General features: G+C 46.0%; 21 protein-coding genes. 20 read left to right on the forward strand and 1 reads right to left on the reverse strand.

Translation table 11 applies throughout. The annotated features are described in order from the left end of the window. Positions 1 to 15 precede the first annotated feature (15 nt). The 18 genes from HW560_RS17290 to HW560_RS17375 all read left to right on the forward strand — a co-directional run bounded on the left by HW560_RS17290 (position 16) and on the right by HW560_RS17375 (position 13,300). The gene (locus HW560_RS17290) at positions 16 to 372 is read left to right on the forward strand and encodes a hypothetical protein (protein WP_090900645.1); all 357 of its coding nucleotides are present in this window, start codon (positions 16 to 18) and stop codon (positions 370 to 372) included. A 187-nt stretch (positions 373 to 559) separates the two neighbouring features. Next, positions 560 to 1,174, forward strand: coding sequence for a genetic competence negative regulator (locus HW560_RS17295; protein WP_090900642.1), 615 nt, complete (start codon positions 560 to 562; stop codon positions 1,172 to 1,174). Positions 1,175 to 1,216: 42 nt separating this feature from the next. Beyond that, entirely contained in the window at positions 1,217 to 1,912 is a 696-nt protein-coding gene (gene prsW / locus HW560_RS17300) for a glutamic-type intramembrane protease PrsW (RefSeq protein WP_076288920.1), read from the forward strand. A 118-nt stretch (positions 1,913 to 2,030) separates the two neighbouring features. Then, positions 2,031 to 2,201 (forward strand): hypothetical protein, encoded by a 171-nt coding sequence (locus tag HW560_RS17305; RefSeq protein WP_167434663.1) that lies wholly within the window; start codon positions 2,031 to 2,033, stop codon positions 2,199 to 2,201. 122 nt (positions 2,202 to 2,323) lie between these two features. Further along, the gene (ypeB, locus tag HW560_RS17310) at positions 2,324 to 3,670 is read left to right on the forward strand and encodes a germination protein YpeB (RefSeq protein ID WP_090900639.1); all 1,347 of its coding nucleotides are present in this window, start codon (positions 2,324 to 2,326) and stop codon (positions 3,668 to 3,670) included. Between the two features lie 153 nt (positions 3,671 to 3,823). Next, positions 3,824 to 4,477 (forward strand): flagellar brake protein, encoded by a 654-nt coding sequence (locus HW560_RS17315; protein WP_090900636.1) that lies wholly within the window; start codon positions 3,824 to 3,826, stop codon positions 4,475 to 4,477. A 71-nt stretch (positions 4,478 to 4,548) separates the two neighbouring features. After that, positions 4,549 to 4,773 carry a hypothetical protein gene (locus HW560_RS17320; protein ID WP_143067039.1) on the forward strand — a complete coding sequence of 75 codons (225 nt, stop codon included), beginning with the start codon at positions 4,549 to 4,551 and terminating at the stop codon, positions 4,771 to 4,773. 103 nt (positions 4,774 to 4,876) lie between these two features. Then, positions 4,877 to 5,581, forward strand: coding sequence for a (d)CMP kinase (gene cmk / locus HW560_RS17325; protein WP_090900630.1), 705 nt, complete (start codon positions 4,877 to 4,879; stop codon positions 5,579 to 5,581). Beyond that, positions 5,578 to 6,165 carry a lysophospholipid acyltransferase family protein gene (locus HW560_RS17330; protein WP_090900627.1) on the forward strand — a complete coding sequence of 196 codons (588 nt, stop codon included), beginning with the start codon at positions 5,578 to 5,580 and terminating at the stop codon, positions 6,163 to 6,165. The genes cmk and HW560_RS17330 overlap by 4 nt, the downstream gene beginning before the upstream one ends. A 141-nt stretch (positions 6,166 to 6,306) precedes the next feature. Beyond that, complete coding sequence (gene rpsA / locus HW560_RS17335; RefSeq protein ID WP_076288924.1) at positions 6,307 to 7,521, forward strand: 30S ribosomal protein S1; 1,215 nt, start codon at positions 6,307 to 6,309, stop codon at positions 7,519 to 7,521. A gap of 184 nt (positions 7,522 to 7,705) precedes the next feature. Beyond that, entirely contained in the window at positions 7,706 to 9,028 is a 1,323-nt protein-coding gene (der, locus tag HW560_RS17340) for a ribosome biogenesis GTPase Der (RefSeq protein WP_024630683.1), read from the forward strand. Between the two features lie 11 nt (positions 9,029 to 9,039). Continuing rightward, a complete protein-coding gene (gene plsY / locus HW560_RS17345) occupies positions 9,040 to 9,663 on the forward strand; it encodes a glycerol-3-phosphate 1-O-acyltransferase PlsY (protein ID WP_090900624.1) in 624 nt (207 codons plus the stop codon). Continuing rightward, positions 9,656 to 10,696 carry an NAD(P)H-dependent glycerol-3-phosphate dehydrogenase gene (locus HW560_RS17350; protein WP_090900621.1) on the forward strand — a complete coding sequence of 347 codons (1,041 nt, stop codon included), beginning with the start codon at positions 9,656 to 9,658 and terminating at the stop codon, positions 10,694 to 10,696. Before plsY ends, HW560_RS17350 begins: the two co-directional genes overlap by 8 nt. Before the next feature lie 99 nt (positions 10,697 to 10,795). Continuing rightward, entirely contained in the window at positions 10,796 to 11,071 is a 276-nt protein-coding gene (locus HW560_RS17355) for a stage VI sporulation protein F (RefSeq protein ID WP_024630680.1), read from the forward strand. A 170-nt stretch (positions 11,072 to 11,241) separates the two neighbouring features. Next, positions 11,242 to 11,421, forward strand: coding sequence for a DUF2768 family protein (locus HW560_RS17360; protein ID WP_053780676.1), 180 nt, complete (start codon positions 11,242 to 11,244; stop codon positions 11,419 to 11,421). A gap of 82 nt (positions 11,422 to 11,503) precedes the next feature. After that, positions 11,504 to 12,121, forward strand: coding sequence for a hypothetical protein (locus tag HW560_RS17365; RefSeq protein ID WP_090900618.1), 618 nt, complete (start codon positions 11,504 to 11,506; stop codon positions 12,119 to 12,121). A 16-nt stretch (positions 12,122 to 12,137) separates the two neighbouring features. Beyond that, positions 12,138 to 12,491: a 2Fe-2S iron-sulfur cluster-binding protein gene (locus HW560_RS17370; RefSeq protein WP_090900615.1), complete on the forward strand. Its 354-nt coding sequence runs from the start codon at positions 12,138 to 12,140 to the stop codon at positions 12,489 to 12,491. A gap of 35 nt (positions 12,492 to 12,526) precedes the next feature. Beyond that, on the forward strand, positions 12,527 to 13,300 hold the full coding sequence (locus HW560_RS17375; RefSeq protein WP_256222167.1) for a hypothetical protein: 774 nt from the start codon (positions 12,527 to 12,529) through the stop codon (positions 13,298 to 13,300). A gap of 167 nt (positions 13,301 to 13,467) precedes the next feature. Here the strand turns inward: HW560_RS17375 and HW560_RS17380 are convergent, their stop codons facing one another. Continuing rightward, a complete protein-coding gene (locus tag HW560_RS17380; protein ID WP_090900612.1) occupies positions 13,468 to 13,857 on the reverse strand; it encodes a tautomerase family protein in 390 nt (129 codons plus the stop codon). 456 nt (positions 13,858 to 14,313) lie between these two features. On the opposite strand from HW560_RS17380, the gene spoIVA reads away from it, so the two are divergent. Next, entirely contained in the window at positions 14,314 to 15,792 is a 1,479-nt protein-coding gene (gene spoIVA, locus HW560_RS17385) for a stage IV sporulation protein A (protein ID WP_076288931.1), read from the forward strand. 217 nt (positions 15,793 to 16,009) lie between these two features. Continuing rightward, complete coding sequence (locus tag HW560_RS17390) at positions 16,010 to 17,107, forward strand: sugar ABC transporter substrate-binding protein (protein WP_090900609.1); 1,098 nt, start codon at positions 16,010 to 16,012, stop codon at positions 17,105 to 17,107. Positions 17,108 to 17,123 lie beyond the last annotated feature (16 nt).

The following is a 17,123-nucleotide window of genomic DNA, read 5'->3' on the forward strand; positions in this document are numbered from 1 at the left end:
AAGGAGGTTGGTGTAATGAAGGCGTCATCCTTTTTCTGGGGTGTTGTAATTGGCGTAGCAGCCAGCACTTGGCTGTCCAAAGGTAAAATGTCAATGCTGTCTTCCGGTTCATCCCGCAACATGATGAATCAGGCCAAACACAAAATGATGGAGATGACGTTCCCGGGCATGGACGGATTCAGCTCCAAACCAAACGAACAGAGCGGAGATTCCCACAAAAGCACGCATAAAAAAAGTGCTAAGCCGATCACTCCGCAGGAAAAAGAAGAGAACATGAACATGCTCAAAGATTTTATTCGCTCCAATCCGGATGTTAAACATGAAGTTGAGCAAATTTTAACTCAAACAAACACAACAGTACCGGGTTTATAAACACAAACCTCCCATTAGAATCATCCACAGTCCTGTTTTGATGTGGAATGATTCTTTTTTTGTCGATTTTACTTCGTGCATTTGCAGGTATAAAATGATAACATAACTACATAGATTTATTTTCAGCACATATTGTTTTGTGCTTCATAATCTGTTATAAGACTTGCTTATAAAGGGGAGATCCTGTATGAAAATAGAACGATTAAGTCACGATAAGATACGGATTTTCCTGACCTTTGACGATCTGAGCGAGCGCGGAATACAAAAAGAAGATATGTGGCAGGAAATACCTAAAGTTCATGAACTGTTCACTGAAATGATGGACCAGGCCTATTCCGAACTTGGATTTGATGCTACAGGTCCACTTGCTGTCGAAGTATTCGCACTTCCCGCTCAAGGGATGGTTGTCATTGTCACCCGGGGGAAATATGATCCGCAACAATATGGTTCAGGTAATGAGGATGATTTGCCTGAAGAAGTATATGAGATGGAAGTTACACTTGAGCAGAGCGATTCCATCGTCTACGCATTCAAAGATTTTGAAGTGCTAATTGAGGCTGCACATATGTTGCATCAGCACGTAACGGATGCCGGAAGACTTTATTCCTATAAAGACAAGTGGTTTTTGCATTTTGAACCGGATGACTTGGATTCCACCAAACATGCAGCATTGATTGCCTTGCTTGCTGAATTCGGTGAAGGATCTTCCGTTACCCCTGCCGTCATGGAAGAGTACGGAAAGGTTGTTATGCCTGAACAAGCGGTTGAGGTTATCTGCACCCACTTCAAACGTCAGGATTAAGCTCTAGTTGTAATCGCGTCTTAGTTGGAGGAGGGAATTTCGGTGCTTTTGTTTTCGGTTTTAGCGGCAGCAGTAGCTCCGGGTCTCGCCTTGTTAACATACTTTTATCTGAAAGACCGTTATGACTCTGAACCTCTTCACATGGTATTTCGAGTCTTCCTCATGGGGATTCTGATGGTATTGCCTGTGATGATTATTCAACGTGGCATGATGATCTGGCTTGGAGATAATCCTTATGTTGAAGCCATCCTCATTTCGGGTGGGGTTGAAGAGTTCGTCAAATGGTTTGTGATATACCATATCATCTATAACCACACCGAATTTGACGAGCCTTATGATGGGATTCTATACTCTGTAGCTGTTTCACTCGGATTTGCTACGGTTGAGAATGTGTTGTATGCCTTTGCGGGGAATGCTTCCGTCTCAGCCATGTTCATTCGTGCATTGCTTCCTGTATCGGGTCACGCCATGTTTGCAGTAATTATGGGTTATTACATGGGGCGGGCCAAGTTCTCGGATGGCAAGAAAAAACGTTGGTTTCTTATGCTTTCACTCGTCTTGCCGTTCTTCTGGCATGCCCTTTACGATGTCATTATGAATACGATGGTCAATCATTGGTTGTGGTTCATTGCGCCGTTGATGGCCGGATTATGGTACGGAGCGATGGGCAAAATTACAAGGGCCAACAATCGTTCTCCTTTCCGTTTTGTGAAGCGTGAGGAAGAGATTAAATTATAAAAATACGGACACACTGGTGGACATGGAGCGCAACCTGCGCCTAATGCCCCGGTGTGTTTTTTGTTGCAATAAAATAAAAATTCCCGGGGAAAGACAAATAGAAACGGGGATACGCGTGATGAGAATCAAAATTAAAATCAGATGCAAACAATGCGGAGAACGTTTTACACTGCGAGGCAAGAAGGAAAGAGGAAGAATTGAGACCGGTTTTAAACAGTGTTTGTGTGACAATCGGGACCAGTTCGAAATTGAGGAAGATGGCGGCACAAGCTGGGTGCAATTGAATTAAACAGACCGTTTGGGATCATGCGTGATAAGCCCGTCATTGGACAGACTGGAAATCGCATGCATAAGAGGTCTTTCTTCGATCCACAATAGAGGTAGTGGCTTAGAAGAAAGGAGACTCTACCGATGTATAAACGTTTAAGTTCAGTTATGTTTCCGATATTTGCAGTTCTGTTAATCGGTGCTCTCGTATGGGGTTACCAAGAGAACCAGGAGAAAAATGCAATTCTGATCAAGGCAGAGAATCAATATCAGCGTGCCTTTCACGATTTATCTTTTCATATGGACAAATTGCACTCGGAGATTGGGAATACACTGGCCGTCCATGCTACGTCCCAAGGGATGCATCGCAAAGGTCTGATGAATGTATGGCGACTTACCAGTGAAGCGCAGAATGAGATTAACCAATTGCCGCTTACGATGTTGCCATTCAGTGAAACGGAGGAGTTTCTCTCCCGCATCTCCAACTTTGCTTATCAGGCGTCCATGCGTGATCTGACCAATGAACCTTTAAGTGAGAAAGAAATGGGTAACTTGAAAAAACTGTATGCGAATTCATCCGAGATCACCAAAAATTTGCAGGATGTACAGCAGAAAGTCATTTCCGACCGTTTACGCTGGATGGATGCCGAGTCGGCTATGGCAACGGAAGAGCAAACGATGGACAATACCATCGTGGATGGTTTCCGGACTGTGAACAAAAAGGTACAGGAATATCCTGAACTTGATTGGGGCCCTTCAGTCTCCAGCATTTATGCCAAACGTTCGGTGAAAAAGCTGGATGGTCTACCTGTGACCAAAGAGCAGATCCAAACTAAAGCTGCGAAGTTTTCGAATGCTGAACACGGCAAGATTCAAGTACAGGAAAATGGTAAAGGTACAGACTGGGAATCTTACACAGCCACGATTGATCAATCCAAAGACAGCAAATTGAGTATGGACTTCACGCGTAATGGCGGTCTGCTCATCTCTTACAGTGACACTCGGCCAATCGGAACAAAGAAAGTAACACGTAAGGAAGCTATGGCAAAAGCAGATCATTTCCTTTCCAATAAGGGTTACAAAGATATGAAGGCAGTCAATTATGACGAATTTGGCAATCTCGGTAACCTGACCTATGTCCGTAAACAAGGTGATACCCTGATCTATCCAGAAAAAATGTCTGTTCGGGTTGGCCTTGATAATGGGGATGTTACCGGCTTTCAGGCAAGTGATTTTGTATATGAGCATCAGAAGAAGCGGGAGATTCCAAAAGCAGCGCTCACGGTTGAACAAGCCCGCAAAAAGCTGAATCCGGAATTCAAGGAGAGCTACGCTCGCAAATCACTCATTAAGAATGATTACAGCAAAGAAGTTCTGTGTTACGAATTCGGTGGACGCATCAATGGTGCAAAATATAAAATTTACATCAACGCCGATACAGGTACGGAAGAAGCCGTTGAGGAAATCAAACCGGTGAATGAGACCACATAACATCAAGAGCCGGGATCATGATAAATGAAAATGAATTACTGAAACAGACCACGTAGTGGTCTGTTTTTTGTTGTCCACTATGAGAAAGGTCATGGTATAATAGTCCTTGTACATACGATACGAAGATAAAAAGCTAAGGTGGCGGTGAACAGCTTGTTTCCCAAAATAAATGAAGTTTTATACATCCAGATTGCCTCTGCAGATGAAAAAGAGGAAAGCAAAGAATATAAATCACGCATAGCGGATGTGGATGACAACAGTTTCCTGATCGAAGTTCCGATGCAACAGGGAAGCAGTCGGTTGAAACGGTTGTTTTTTGGTGAGGAATTGTCCATTTCCTATATTACAGAAGACGGGGTTCGTCATTATTTCAACACGTATGTGACCGGATTTGAAGAAGATGTAGTTCGGCTAGTACGAATTCGCAAGCCATTGCCGGACGACATCACCAAAATCCAGCGTCGCAGTTTTCTGCGTGTTCATGCAAACCTTGAAATGGCCATCCAGAGCGAAGATCTAACCCGAGCCGTGGGCTTGACTGAAGATATCGGCGGCGGGGGATTGTCCATTTATGGTGAACCCGGTTTTGTTATTGCGGAAGGGCAGAAGCTCAAGTGCTGGTTGCTTATTCCTTATCGGAATGCAGTGATTGAGCATGCGAATTTTGAAGCTGAAGTGGTTCGGATCAAAACACTGGAGACGGGCAGACAGCTATGCATGTTAAAGTTTGTGCAGATTACGGATTCGGAACGACAGAAGATCATCAAGTTTTGCTTTGAACGGCAATTGGATTATCGCACGAAATAAAGAATGGGGATTGGCTGGGATAAAAAGGTGCAGCAGTGGGCACTGTAATGGAAAAAACGGAGGTTCAGCTTGTGAACAATCGCAATGCATCCCGCAGATACGAGCGCCTGTATTATGTTTTATCCAAACGAATGGAAAGAAGGGCTCTGCTGCTGATTACAGCTCTTCTTGTTCTGCTTGTGATCTATCAGTTATTACTTCTTGTGCCTGATATGAAAAAGAATATGACCTCCATTGATCGTCTGGAAGGAACACCAATTCAGATGCAAACGGTACACGAACAATCACATCACTGATTTGTCTGTTTTTGCATCCATGTGTATAGTGTGGTATAATTTTGACGATGCAGGCAATGCCTGTTTTTTTATTGAGGCTTATCGTTTGAGGAGGAATGCCCCGTTGGCAAGCCAGAACACATCAGAGAACGGGAAGATGAACGTCGCAATTGACGGACCTGCCGGTGCCGGGAAAAGCACGGTGGCCCGATTGGTTGCAGAGGCGCTCGCGTATATATACGTCGATTCTGGCGCAATGTACCGTGCGGTAACCCTGCATATGCTTCGAAAAGGTATTTCACCGGAAGATGTGCCAGAGGTGCTTCAGGAAACCCAAAAGCTGGTCATTGATTTACAACCGGATCCCGACGGACAGAAAGTGTTCTGTAATGGGGAAGATGTTACCTCGGAAATCCGCTCCCGTGAAGTGACGGGAATCGTGTCCCGATATGCGCAAATCGAGGGGCTGCGTACGCAATTGGTGGATACACAGCGGCAAATGGCTTTGCGCAAGGGCGTCGTCATGGATGGACGCGATATCGGAACGACAGTATTGCCCGACGCGGAAGTGAAAATCTTCATGACTGCCAGTGTGGAAGAGCGTGCACTTCGCCGCTTCAAAGAACTGGATCCCTCAGAAGGACTGACGTTGCAGCAGCTTGAGCGAGACATTGCCACCCGTGACAAATTGGATGAAAGTCGGGAAATATCCCCGCTTCGCTGTGCTGAGGACGCTACTGTGCTCGACACAACAGAGATGAGCATCCATGAAGTGGTTGACAAAATCGTGTCTTATTGCACAATGGTCAGAGGAGAGATCGGTCTATGATTTACACATTTTGCAGCACATTACTGCGGATCATTTACACCATTCTTTTCCGCCTGGAGGCAGTTGGACGGGAGAACATCCCGAAAGAAGGCGGCGTACTTTTATGTTCTAATCATATCAGTAACTTTGATCCTCCAACGGTTGGTATCAAGATTCGTCGTCAGGTGCGCTTCATGGCCAAAAGCGAATTGTTTGATATCCCGGTCTTTGGCCGAATTATCAAAGCCGTAGGCGCTTTTCCCGTTAAACGTGGAGGCGTCAGCAAGGAATCCATCAAGACCTCACTCAACATTTTGCGTGACGGTGAAGTGCTTGGTATTTTCCCTTCGGGAAGCCGACACAATGATGGAGGCATCGGCAAAAAAGGGGCAGCGAGTTTCGCTCTCCGAAGTGGTGCTACAGTTATTCCTACTGCTATTATCGGTAACTACAAGGTTTTTCGTAAGATGAAAGTGGTTTATGGAGCACCGGTGAATTTGGACGAGTTCAAGGAAGATCCATCCGGCGATGCGCTGGAGAGAGCGACGGAGAAGATTATGTCCAAAATTAATGAAATGGTGCAAACAGGCGTGCCGAGCAAATAACGGCATCGTCGGACAACTGAGTGCATGTTTCCATTTCTTTGAGGGAAGCTAAGTTAGGCATTCAGTTCTGAAAGTGTTTTGAACTCTGCTACAGGCAGGTTTGAATATAATGGGGTTTTTGAATTGAGGAGGGTATTTGACATGTCGGAAGAAATGAAAAATCAAGAAGCAACCCAAGATGAGTTGGATCAATTCGTTTCCTTGAAAAAAGGAGATACCGTAAAAGGAACCATCGTCAAATTGGAAGATAACCAAGCCTATGTGAGCATTGGATATAAATATGACGGTGTAATTCCAATTCGTGAACTGTCTTCCCTACACGTAGACAGCGCGTCTGATGCAGTTGAAGTTGGACAAGAAGTTGAAGCTAAAGTACTTAGCATCGACGACGAGAAAGAAAAACTCGTTCTGTCCAAACGTGCAATCGACAGCGAAAACGCTTGGGATCAATTGCAAAAGCATTTTGAAGACCAAGACGTATTCGAAGTTGTTGTAGCTGACGTTGTTAAAGGCGGTCTGGTAGCAGACGTGGGCGTACGCGGATTTATCCCGGCTTCCATGGTAGAGCGCCATTTCGTTGAAGATTTCAGCGATTACAAAGGACGCACATTGCGTGTTAAAGTGAAAGAGATCGACCGTGAGAACAACAAAGTGATCCTTTCCCAAAAAGACGTACTTGAGCAAGAATTCGAAGCAAACAAAGCTACGGTTATGGCTGGTTTGCAAGAAGGTCAAGTTATCGAAGGTACAGTACAACGCTTGACTCAATTCGGTGCTTTCGTTGATGTGGGCGGAGTAGACGGATTGGTTCACGTATCCGAGCTGGCTTGGACACACGTTGACAAACCATCGGACGTTCTGTCTGAAGGCGATAAAGTAAACGTTAAAGTGCTGAAAGTTGATCCTGAAAAAGGTAAAATCAGCCTGAGCATGAAAGCTGTTCAACCAGGTCCTTGGGAAACAGCTGGCGACAAATTCAATTCTAGCGATATCGTAACAGGTGTTGTAAAACGTCTGGTTGACTTCGGTGCTTTCGTTGAAATCGCTCCTGGTGTTGAGGGACTTGTGCATATCTCGCAAATCTCCCACAAACATATTGGCACTCCGCACGAAGTGTTGAAAGAAGGACAAGAAGTTCAAGTTAAAATCTTGGATATGAATCCTTCTGAGCAACGTGTAAGCCTGAGCATTAAGGAAACTGAAGAAGCTCCTGCTCAAGCACCAAAATCAGAAAGACCTGCTAGAAACAACGCTCCACGTGAAGAAATCAACAACCCGAACGTTTCCTTGAGCAATCAAGGTCTGAGCATCACGCTCGGCGAGCGCTTCGGTGACAAACTTAGCAAATTCAAATAAGTTAACAATGCATGGTTCTTAGTTATATACTGCATATTTTGCTGAACAATAAAAGCAAGATCGGCGAGCCCCAGCGGGTTCGCCGATTGTTGTTATTGCGAGTATAACGGCATGAAACGTTAGCCAAGACAGGTGTTTTTTGCTATGATGAGTATCGTAAGTATGGACAGGAGGAGTGGAATGTATGGCAAGACCCGTTGTGGCAATTGTCGGGCGACCGAATGTGGGCAAATCCACCATTTTTAATCGGATCATCGGCGACAGATTGGCCATTGTGGAAGACAAGCCGGGCATTACCCGTGACCGTATCTACGGAATCGGCGAATGGAACGGTAAACCATTTAGCATTATCGATACAGGTGGTATCGAAATCGACGGCGAGGACGTCATTTTAAAATCAATCCGGATGCAGGCAGAGCTCGCCATTGAAGAAGCGGATGTTATTGTATTCATGTGTGATGCAAAAGCAGGGATTACGCAATCTGATGAAGAAGTCGCAGAGATGTTGTACCGCTCAGGCAAGCCTATCGTTGTAGCCGTTAACAAAGTGGATAATATCGGGCGCAGTGAGCTCATTTATGAGTTTTATGGATTTGGATTTGGTGATCCAATCGGAGTATCGGGAAGTCATGGTACAGGTGTAGGTGATTTGCTCGACGCCATCGTAGAGAAATTGCCTGAACTTGAGGAAGAGACTTACGATGACGATGTCATTCGTGTAGCTCTGATCGGACGTCCTAACGTGGGTAAATCTTCATTGGTGAACGCCATTTTGGGGGAAGAGCGTGTTATTGTCAGTGATGTTGCTGGAACGACGCGGGACGCGATCGATACACCGTTTGAAAAAGATGGCCAGCGCTATGTGCTGATTGATACAGCAGGTATGCGTAAACGTGGTAAAGTCTATGAAACCACGGAGAAATACAGCGTGATGCGTGCGATGCGTGCTATTGAGCGTGCAGATGTTGTTCTGATTGTTATTAATGGCGAAGAAGGCATTATTGAGCAGGACAAGCATATTGCAGGTTATGCATTTGAAGCAGGCAAAGCCTCCATGTTTGTTGTGAACAAATGGGACGTTGTAGAGAAGTCTGATAAAACAATGAATGAGTTTGAGAAAAAAATTCGGGATCATTTCCTGTTTATGACTTACGCTCCGGTTGTATTTTTGTCAGCTAAGACAAAACAACGCTTACAAAAATTGTTGCCTGTGGTGCAACGTGTGGCCCAGCAGCACTCTATGCGTGTTCAGACGCATCTGCTTAACGATGTAGTGTCTGATGCCGTAGCCATTAATCCGCCACCAACAGATAAAGGACGCAGAATGAGAATCAACTATGTGACTCAGGTTGCCGTTAAACCTCCGACCATGGTTATTTTTGTGAACGATCCGGAATTGATGCACTTTTCTTATGAACGTTACCTGGAGAATAAAATTCGTGCAGCGTTTGATTTTGAAGGGACGCCAATTCGCATATTTACTCGGAGGAAGTCCGACGAAGGTTAGGGGAGAAGTTTGTGATTTTACAAATCGCAGCGATTGTATTGAGCTATCTGCTCGGTTCAATCAGCTTTAGTGTCCTCCTTGCAAAAGCACTACGGGGGATCGATATCCGTCAACACGGAAGCGGAAATGCAGGGGCTACCAATACTTTGCGGATATTGGGTAAAGGACCAGCAATTCTGGTACTGCTGTTGGATGTACTCAAAGGTATTGCGGCCGTTTGGATTGGTGTTTGGTTCAGCAATGGTTCTGATTGGATTCCTGCACTTAGTGGTATAGCTGCCATTGCAGGACATAACTGGCCGCTGTACTTCCGTTTCCGTGGAGGAAAAGGAATTGCGACAGCGATTGGTGTACTCGTGACTCTTGCACTTATTCCTGCGCTATGCGCCGGGGTATTTGCGATCCTGTCCATCGTATTGACACGATATGTTTCATTGGGTTCCCTTATTTTTGTAGCTTTGACACCGCTCTGCATCCTTGTGTTACCCGGATATTCGATGAGTATCTTCTGGGGAAGTCTGATTATTTGTCTGTTTGCGTTCTGGAGACATCGTACCAATATTGCGAAGCTCGCCAAAGGACAGGAAAATAAATTGGGATCGAAAAGCCCTGGAGGGGGAAAACGCGTTGTCTAAAAAAGTTGCTGTTCTGGTTGCGGGCAGTTGGGGTACTGCACTTGCCAGTGTATTGGCTGCCAATCAACTGGATGTGATCATGTGGACACGTGGTGAAGACCAGGCCGCAGAGATCAATACTAAACATACAAACCAACGCTTCCTTCCCGATGCAGAGCTGTCACCCCGTATTCAGGCAACCACGGATATGGCGACGGCAGTTGAAGGGGCTTCTGCTGTGTTAATTGTTGCTCCTTCATCGGCGATGCGTTCGGTAGCTCATCAGCTTAAGGCCTATTACAAACCGGAAATGTTAATCATTCATGCAACCAAGGGATTTGAGACAGAAAGCCTGAAACGCATGTCCACAGTCATTTCGGAAGAACTCGAATGTGAAGAAGGACGTATCGTTGTACTTTCTGGTCCAAGCCATGCGGAAGAAGTGGTTAAGCGTTGCCCAACAACGGTTGTTGTGGCATCACTGGATAAAGCTTCTGCCGAGGCAGCCCAAGGTTTATTTATGAATGCTTATTTCCGTGTGTACACAAATCGAGATATGATCGGTGTAGAACTGGCGGGAGCGTTCAAAAATATTATCGCGCTGGGAGCAGGGATGTCAGACGGGCTTAACTTTGGTGACAATGCCAAAGCAGCGTTGCTAACACGTGGGCTGGCCGAGATCACACGCATCGGTGTGGAGATGGGAGCGAATCCGCTCACGTTCTCCGGACTTGCAGGGATCGGCGATTTGGTCGTGACCGCGACTAGTCAGCATAGTCGTAACTGGAGAGCCGGTTCCTTGCTGGGCAAAGGACAGAAGCTGGACGATGTTTTGAATTCCATGGGCATGGTTGTGGAAGGTATTCGGACCACACAGGCCGCCCACTTTATTTCTCAGAAATATGGTGTGCAAATGCCGATTGCAGATCAGCTTTATCACGTTCTTTTTCAGGAGAGACAGCCGCGGGATGCTGTTGAAGCTTTGATGGGACGTGATCCCAAGACCGAAATGGAAGTCATGACGCTTGAAACCTGGGAGCAGTGGCATTCCTGATGGCAGCGTAGGCAGTTTTCCCGAAATGAGAAGCTTATTCACCTTTTTTGCGGTGCACTCATATTATACACATGAGTATTGCCGGAGGAGGGGAGACGAATGGCTAACAACATTTCCAAGGAAGCGCTGAAAGCGATCAACAAAAAAACAGGGAAATCGATTACGGAAGGTGCCGTCAAGAAATTGGCGAGTACAGTAAAACCGTCCACCATGCAGAATGAAGCTCAGTTGCGCCAACTGATCAAGCAAGTATCCGCCATGGCAAAAGTGCCGGTATCTGAGGATACAGTTCAGGATATCGTGAGTGCCGTCAAAAAAAGCGGATTAAACCCAAACAGTATGGAATCATTAATGAAAATGATGATGAAAAAATAATAGATCGCGCCTGCGTGCAGGCGATCGAGCAAGACAAAAAGACAAGTCGGCATCTGCCGGCTTGCTTTTTGTCTTTTTTTTGGAAAGCTGAGCAATGTTTCGTGTTATAATAGTTGCAATTGTCACAGTGTCAGTGATGAATAACGGACTGAAGGGGAGAACTCTGGATTATGAACGCGATGGACAAGATGTGGCTATCATTGGTCGCAATCCTCATTATGGGACTATCTGTATTCCTGATTACGTTTGCTCGATCCAAAACGAAAGGCATTGTACGGGGGATTCTTTCTTTAATTGCTTTTCTCATTATGCTGATTGGCTTTTTCGGCGGAATAGCTTCTCTGACCTGATCTTTCTCACCTGAGAGATAACATCCGCATAAACACATCATAAGAACTGACACAACGAAAACGGATGAAGGGAAGTGAGCGGATGAGGCCGCATGAAACGGAGGATCGGACAGAGCGCTATCCGGAATTACACGCGGCTTTGCTGGAAACGGCGAAAGCTTGGGATGCAGAGCCTTATACGTGGCTGCTTGGGGGAAGCTGTGGGTTGTTGCTCCAACAGGTGGAATTACAGCAGGCTCCCAGAGATATTGATGTTTACGCTGATATCACCGCCGCGAAGTTGCTTCATAAATCTGCGCCTGGAATGGTGCTGGACGAGCCTGTCGTAGATAAGACGGGACCTTATGCCTCGCTGCTCAGTCATTATCAGGTAGGGACTTGTTCGTTGGAACTGGTTGGTGGTTTCGAAGTATGGTCACGTAAAAGCTGGTACCGCATTGAAATTGAGCATGTATTGGCCAAGTATGCACCTGAAGCCAAAGTGGGTTCTTACACATTGCGTCTAATGCCACTTGCTCATGAGCTGTTATTCAATCTAATGAGAGGCCGTGCCGATCGTTACGAACCCATTGCAAGACAGATTCGGCAGATGCCCGAATTACATCAACCTCTAATGACTTTATTGGGGAAGCAAAATATATGGACAAGCCGATTTAGAGCAGAAGTGGAAGAGCTTGTTGGCTTCGAATGGCCTCAGTAGGTTGGGAGGAAGAATGATGGATTACAATATTACATTTTTACCGCAAAATAAAACGATTCGGCTAAAGCCAGGGGTAACGCTATTAAATGCTGCACGCCGTGCAGGGGTGAAAATAGCAACGCGATGTGATGGAAAGGCAGCCTGCCTGATGTGTAAGGTGAAAGTAGATTCGGAACATCTTGCAGCACTGCATCCTCCAACAGATGCGGAGAGGCGTAAGCTAGGTTCACTGCTGGATGCAGGCACTCGGCTGTCATGTCAGGCGAAGGTTCGGGGATCGGTGACAGTTCATGTTCCGGAGGACCCGCTGAAGGCAGCGATTCGTAAACAATTGGAGCGTCAGCAGCAGGAAGAGGACGATTGGTTCTAAGAATACCTGAGTGGAACGATTCAAGGAGGATACGGATGAACGTGAATATGACGAAGAACGTGAAACCAAGAGGGCAGAGGCGTCATTTGCAGAAGATGTCCTGTCTGCTCTTATTCCTGTTGTTTTCTATCACTGCAACGGGGTGTATGTATCAATCCCAGAGTAATCCCGATCCCAAAATAGCTTATAGGGAAAGCGTAAGCCGTATTCAAACTGCGGTAGAAGCATTCCAACAGGATCAAGGGATTTTGCCCATGGTCAATGCAGATATGGAAACACCGAAATATGAAAAATTCAGAGTTGATCTGTCCAAGCTGAAACAGCAGGGGTATCTGGATGAAATACCGGGCACTGCGTTTGAGAGTGGTGGGAGCGCTTACTTTCTCATTCAGGATGAAGAAGTGAACCCGACTGTCAAAGTCATGGATCTTCAAACGGTACAGAAAGTAAATGATGTTCAACGAATGGTCAATCAGTACAAGTCCGTACATAACAATCAACTGCCAAGTGGGGAAGAACTGTACCCGGGTCTGTACGCTGTAGATATGGAGCAAGCCGCACAGGCGGGTGCCCCAGCGGTTACACTGAATAGTGTATATTCGGGTCAGGAGCTGCCTTTCATGATGGATGATGAGGGCAATGTGTATGTGGATTATGCTTTTGACATTATGCAGGCTGTAGAGAAGTCAGAGAATCCTCCATCGAAAGTGGAAGATATGCGTGATTTCTTGCTGGAGCATTCTTATTTTGTCCCTGTAAAATCGGTTGCCTACACCTGGCAGAATAATACCCCAGTTGCAAGAAAGTAATCATGAGCGTTAATTCGATTCGAATGCACATAATCCAATGAATTGACCTTAAAGTAAAAAAAGAGATATTCCGCATCACGGAATATCTCTTTCTTATATGCTGGTTTATAGTTCATATCATATAGTTCCCATCATATGGCCCACAAGCTATATTTCGATTACTTTGTTTAGACCTCGACTTTATAACTCAAGTCAAGTTCATCGCCGGGTAATCCCCGAATACCCCAATGACTGCGCGGTGTTTCAAAAAGGGTAATCTCCACATCATTAGGCGACAATTTCAACTGTTCATCTATTCGTGTGAATAATTGCTGAATGAGTTCTTTCTTGACTTGATCTGTGCGGCCTTCGAACATGCTGATTTCAATAATGGTGTACCCTGCTGAACGATCAGAGGGAAAAAGAAAATCATCCGTGCTCATGGGAAAGTAGCGTTGAAACTTCTTGTTCTCTGGTAATCCCACAACGTCCATCATAACCGAGTGTATGACTTGTGAAAGCTGTTCTTTCAATGGGTTCAGATGCTCACCTAGTCCATATACTTTAATCTGTGCCACGCTCATCTCACCTTTCTCAGCTCGTTATCTCTGCTCTTCTCTGCTAAAAAATGCCTTACTCTCACATTATACCTCCTGTACGGCTTGAACGGTACCACGAAACCCAAATCAATGATCCGGCATAAAAGCTTCGGCACGCTCATAAAGTAGATTGAAATAAAGACGCGCAGTCCGAGAGCGGGGCGATTCTCTTAAGGCAACTACCTTGAGAAAAAAACAAAAAATACGCGTCATAATGCTGCATACGGATACATAAGATGATACTAGTCCAATTGCATGTACGAGTTAACGCCGCTTTCGCCGGTTTCATCAGAATGCAACGTTCGGCGGCGGACGACTTCCGGGCACTCACAAAGGCGGCTCTACCGTTGCAGGGATTTCAGTCTTCTGATTGAAAAAACGAAGCGGATGCTCTTTAGCATTTTTCCTTCGGAGTAATTTAGGGAGGGGATTTCATTGGAGAAAGTGGACATTTTTAAGGACATTGCCGAGCGGACCGGAGGGGATATCTATCTCGGGGTTGTCGGCGCAGTCCGGACAGGTAAATCAACATTTATCAAACGTTTCATGGAAACGATTGTCTTGCCAAACATCACAAACGAGGCAGACCGCGGGCGGGCAGTTGATGAATTGCCACAGAGCGCAGCTGGCAAAACAATCATGACTACGGAGCCAAAATTCGTACCGAATAACGCGGTTCAAATCAAGGTCGCTGAGGGACTTGATGTCAATGTGCGCCTTGTGGATTGTGTAGGTTACGCGGTGGAAGGAGCCAAGGGATACGAGGATGAGAATGGACCACGCATGATCTCCACGCCTTGGTTCGAAGAACCGATTCCTTTTCAGGAAGCAGCCGAAATTGGCACACGCAAAGTCATTCAGGAGCATTCCACACTGGGTGTGGTGGTCACAACAGATGGCACGATCGCTGAGATTGCCCGGAGTTCATATGTGGAATCAGAGGAACGTGTCATTGCCGAACTGAAGGAAGTGGGCAAACCGTTTGTGCTGGTCATCAACTCCACTCGCCCTCGCAGTGAAGAAGCGCTGCAGTTGCGCAGTGAGCTTGCTGCCAAGTATGACATTCCGGTTATGACACTCAGTGCAGCTACAATGACCGAAGATGATGTAACAGGTGTGCTTCGCGAAGTATTGTATGAGTTCCCTGTGCATGAAGTGAACGTGAATCTGCCGAGCTGGGTGATGGTACTGAATGAAAACCACTGGCTGCGCAGCAACTACGAAAATTCCGTTCGCGACACGGTTAAGGATATCCGCAGGCTGCGTGACGTGGATCGGGTTGTTGCTCAGTTCATGGAATATGAATTCATCGATCGAGCCGGACTGAGCGGCATGAACATGGGGCAGGGTGTGGCAGAAATCGATCTGTATGCACCGGATGAATTATACGATCAGATCCTCGTGGAAGTTGTTGGTATTGAAATTCGAGGCAAGGATCATCTGCTGCAATTGATGCAGGAATTCTCCCATGCGAAGAGGGAGTACGATCGCTTCGCTGAGGCGCTGGAGATGGTCAAAACGACCGGCTACGGTATCGCAGCGCCATCCCTCGCTGAGATGGCACTGGATGAGCCAGAACTCATCCGCCAGGGTACCAAATTCGGCGTCCGCCTGAAAGCAACTGCACCATCCATTCATATGATCCGGGTCGATGTGGAATCGGAGTTTGCACCGATTATCGGAACGGAAAAACAGAGTGAGGAACTGGTGAGGTACTTGATGCAGGACTTCGAGAACGATCCGATCAAGGTATGGGATTCAGATATGTTCGGTCGTTCGCTGCATTCCATCGTGAGAGAAGGCATTCAGGGTAAAATTGCGATGATGCCAGATAACGCACGATACAAATTGCAAGAGACATTGGGACGTATCATTAACGAAGGTTCAGGTGGATTAATCGCCATCATTCTGTAAGTCCAAAAGGCCGTAGGGGTAAACCTCGCGGTCTTTTTCTTGTTTTATTTTCATGATTCTGGATGAACTGGATAAGATACTTTAGTTTCGAATAAAAACTTAGCGAGTTTTAGCTTTAAATTACTAAAACCCATTTACATACTAGGGATTAGCCGTTATATTAATATTCAACTATTGTGATCGAGATCACAGAGAGTGTGAACAGGGGGAGAAAGAGATGAGAGGGAAAAATTCAAAATGGGTATGGTTGAGTGTGCTGCTTGTATTTACATTGGCGCTGTCCGCTTGCGGAATTAAAAAAGAACCTGCTTCAACTACAGCTTCCGGCGCAACGGAGGACAAGCCTCAAACCGAAGCAGTAACAGGTCCACTCAGCGGAAAACGAATTGCACTGATTATGGAATTTAACACAGGTACGTTCTCACAACAATACGTGCAAGGGGTTAAAGAAGAAATCGAAAAATTTGGTGGACAACTGACTACGTTTGTCGCCGATAATGATAAAGCCAAAATGGTTTCGTTGCTCGATAGCGCAATTAACCAGAAATTCGATGCCATTCTAACGGATCATGGGGATTCCTTGCTGACGCCGGGCGTGAAAAAGGCAGTAGAACAAAATATCCCGGTTGTTGTTTTCGATGCAGATATTAACGTTCCGGGAGCAACAGTGTTGTCCCAGGATGATCAGAAGATGGCTGAGCTTACGCTCGAGCAAATGAAAAAAGATATTAACGGACAAGGCAATATCGTAAAAGTATGGGTAGCCGGCTTTGCACCAATGGAACGTCGTCAGATTGCTTATGGCAAGTTCCTGAAAGAGAACCCGGACATCAAGGAGATAGCAACGTTTGGTTCAGCACAGAACCCGGCGCTGGATACACAAGCTAAAATGGAAGCGATTCTGAAACAATATCCAAAAGGTGAAATCACGGCGGTATGGACTGCATGGGATGAGTTCGCTAAAGGTGCGGCGCGTGCCATTCAGCAAGCAGGACGTGACGAGATCAAGGTATATGGTATCGACATGAGTGATGAAGATTTGCAGATGATCCAGGATCCGAAAAACCCTTGGGTAGCTTCCGCAGCGGTTGATCCAACCGACATTGGACGTGTTCAGGTTCGTTATGCATACCAGAAGCTGAATGGGGATGAGACTGAGGATCAAGTGGTTCTCAACCCGGTTTATGTACAGCGTGATGCGCTGCCAGACAAACAAATCTCCACTTCAGAGCTGTCCGAGTATGTGGAGGGCTGGGGAGGAAGTACACAGGGAATCAAGGATTGGATGTCGGAATACGGAGTTACTGCTAAATAAAACAGCGTAACGGGGG

The organism is Paenibacillus sp. E222 (genome assembly GCF_013401555.1).
Lineage (GTDB): Bacteria > Bacillota > Bacilli > Paenibacillales > Paenibacillaceae > Paenibacillus.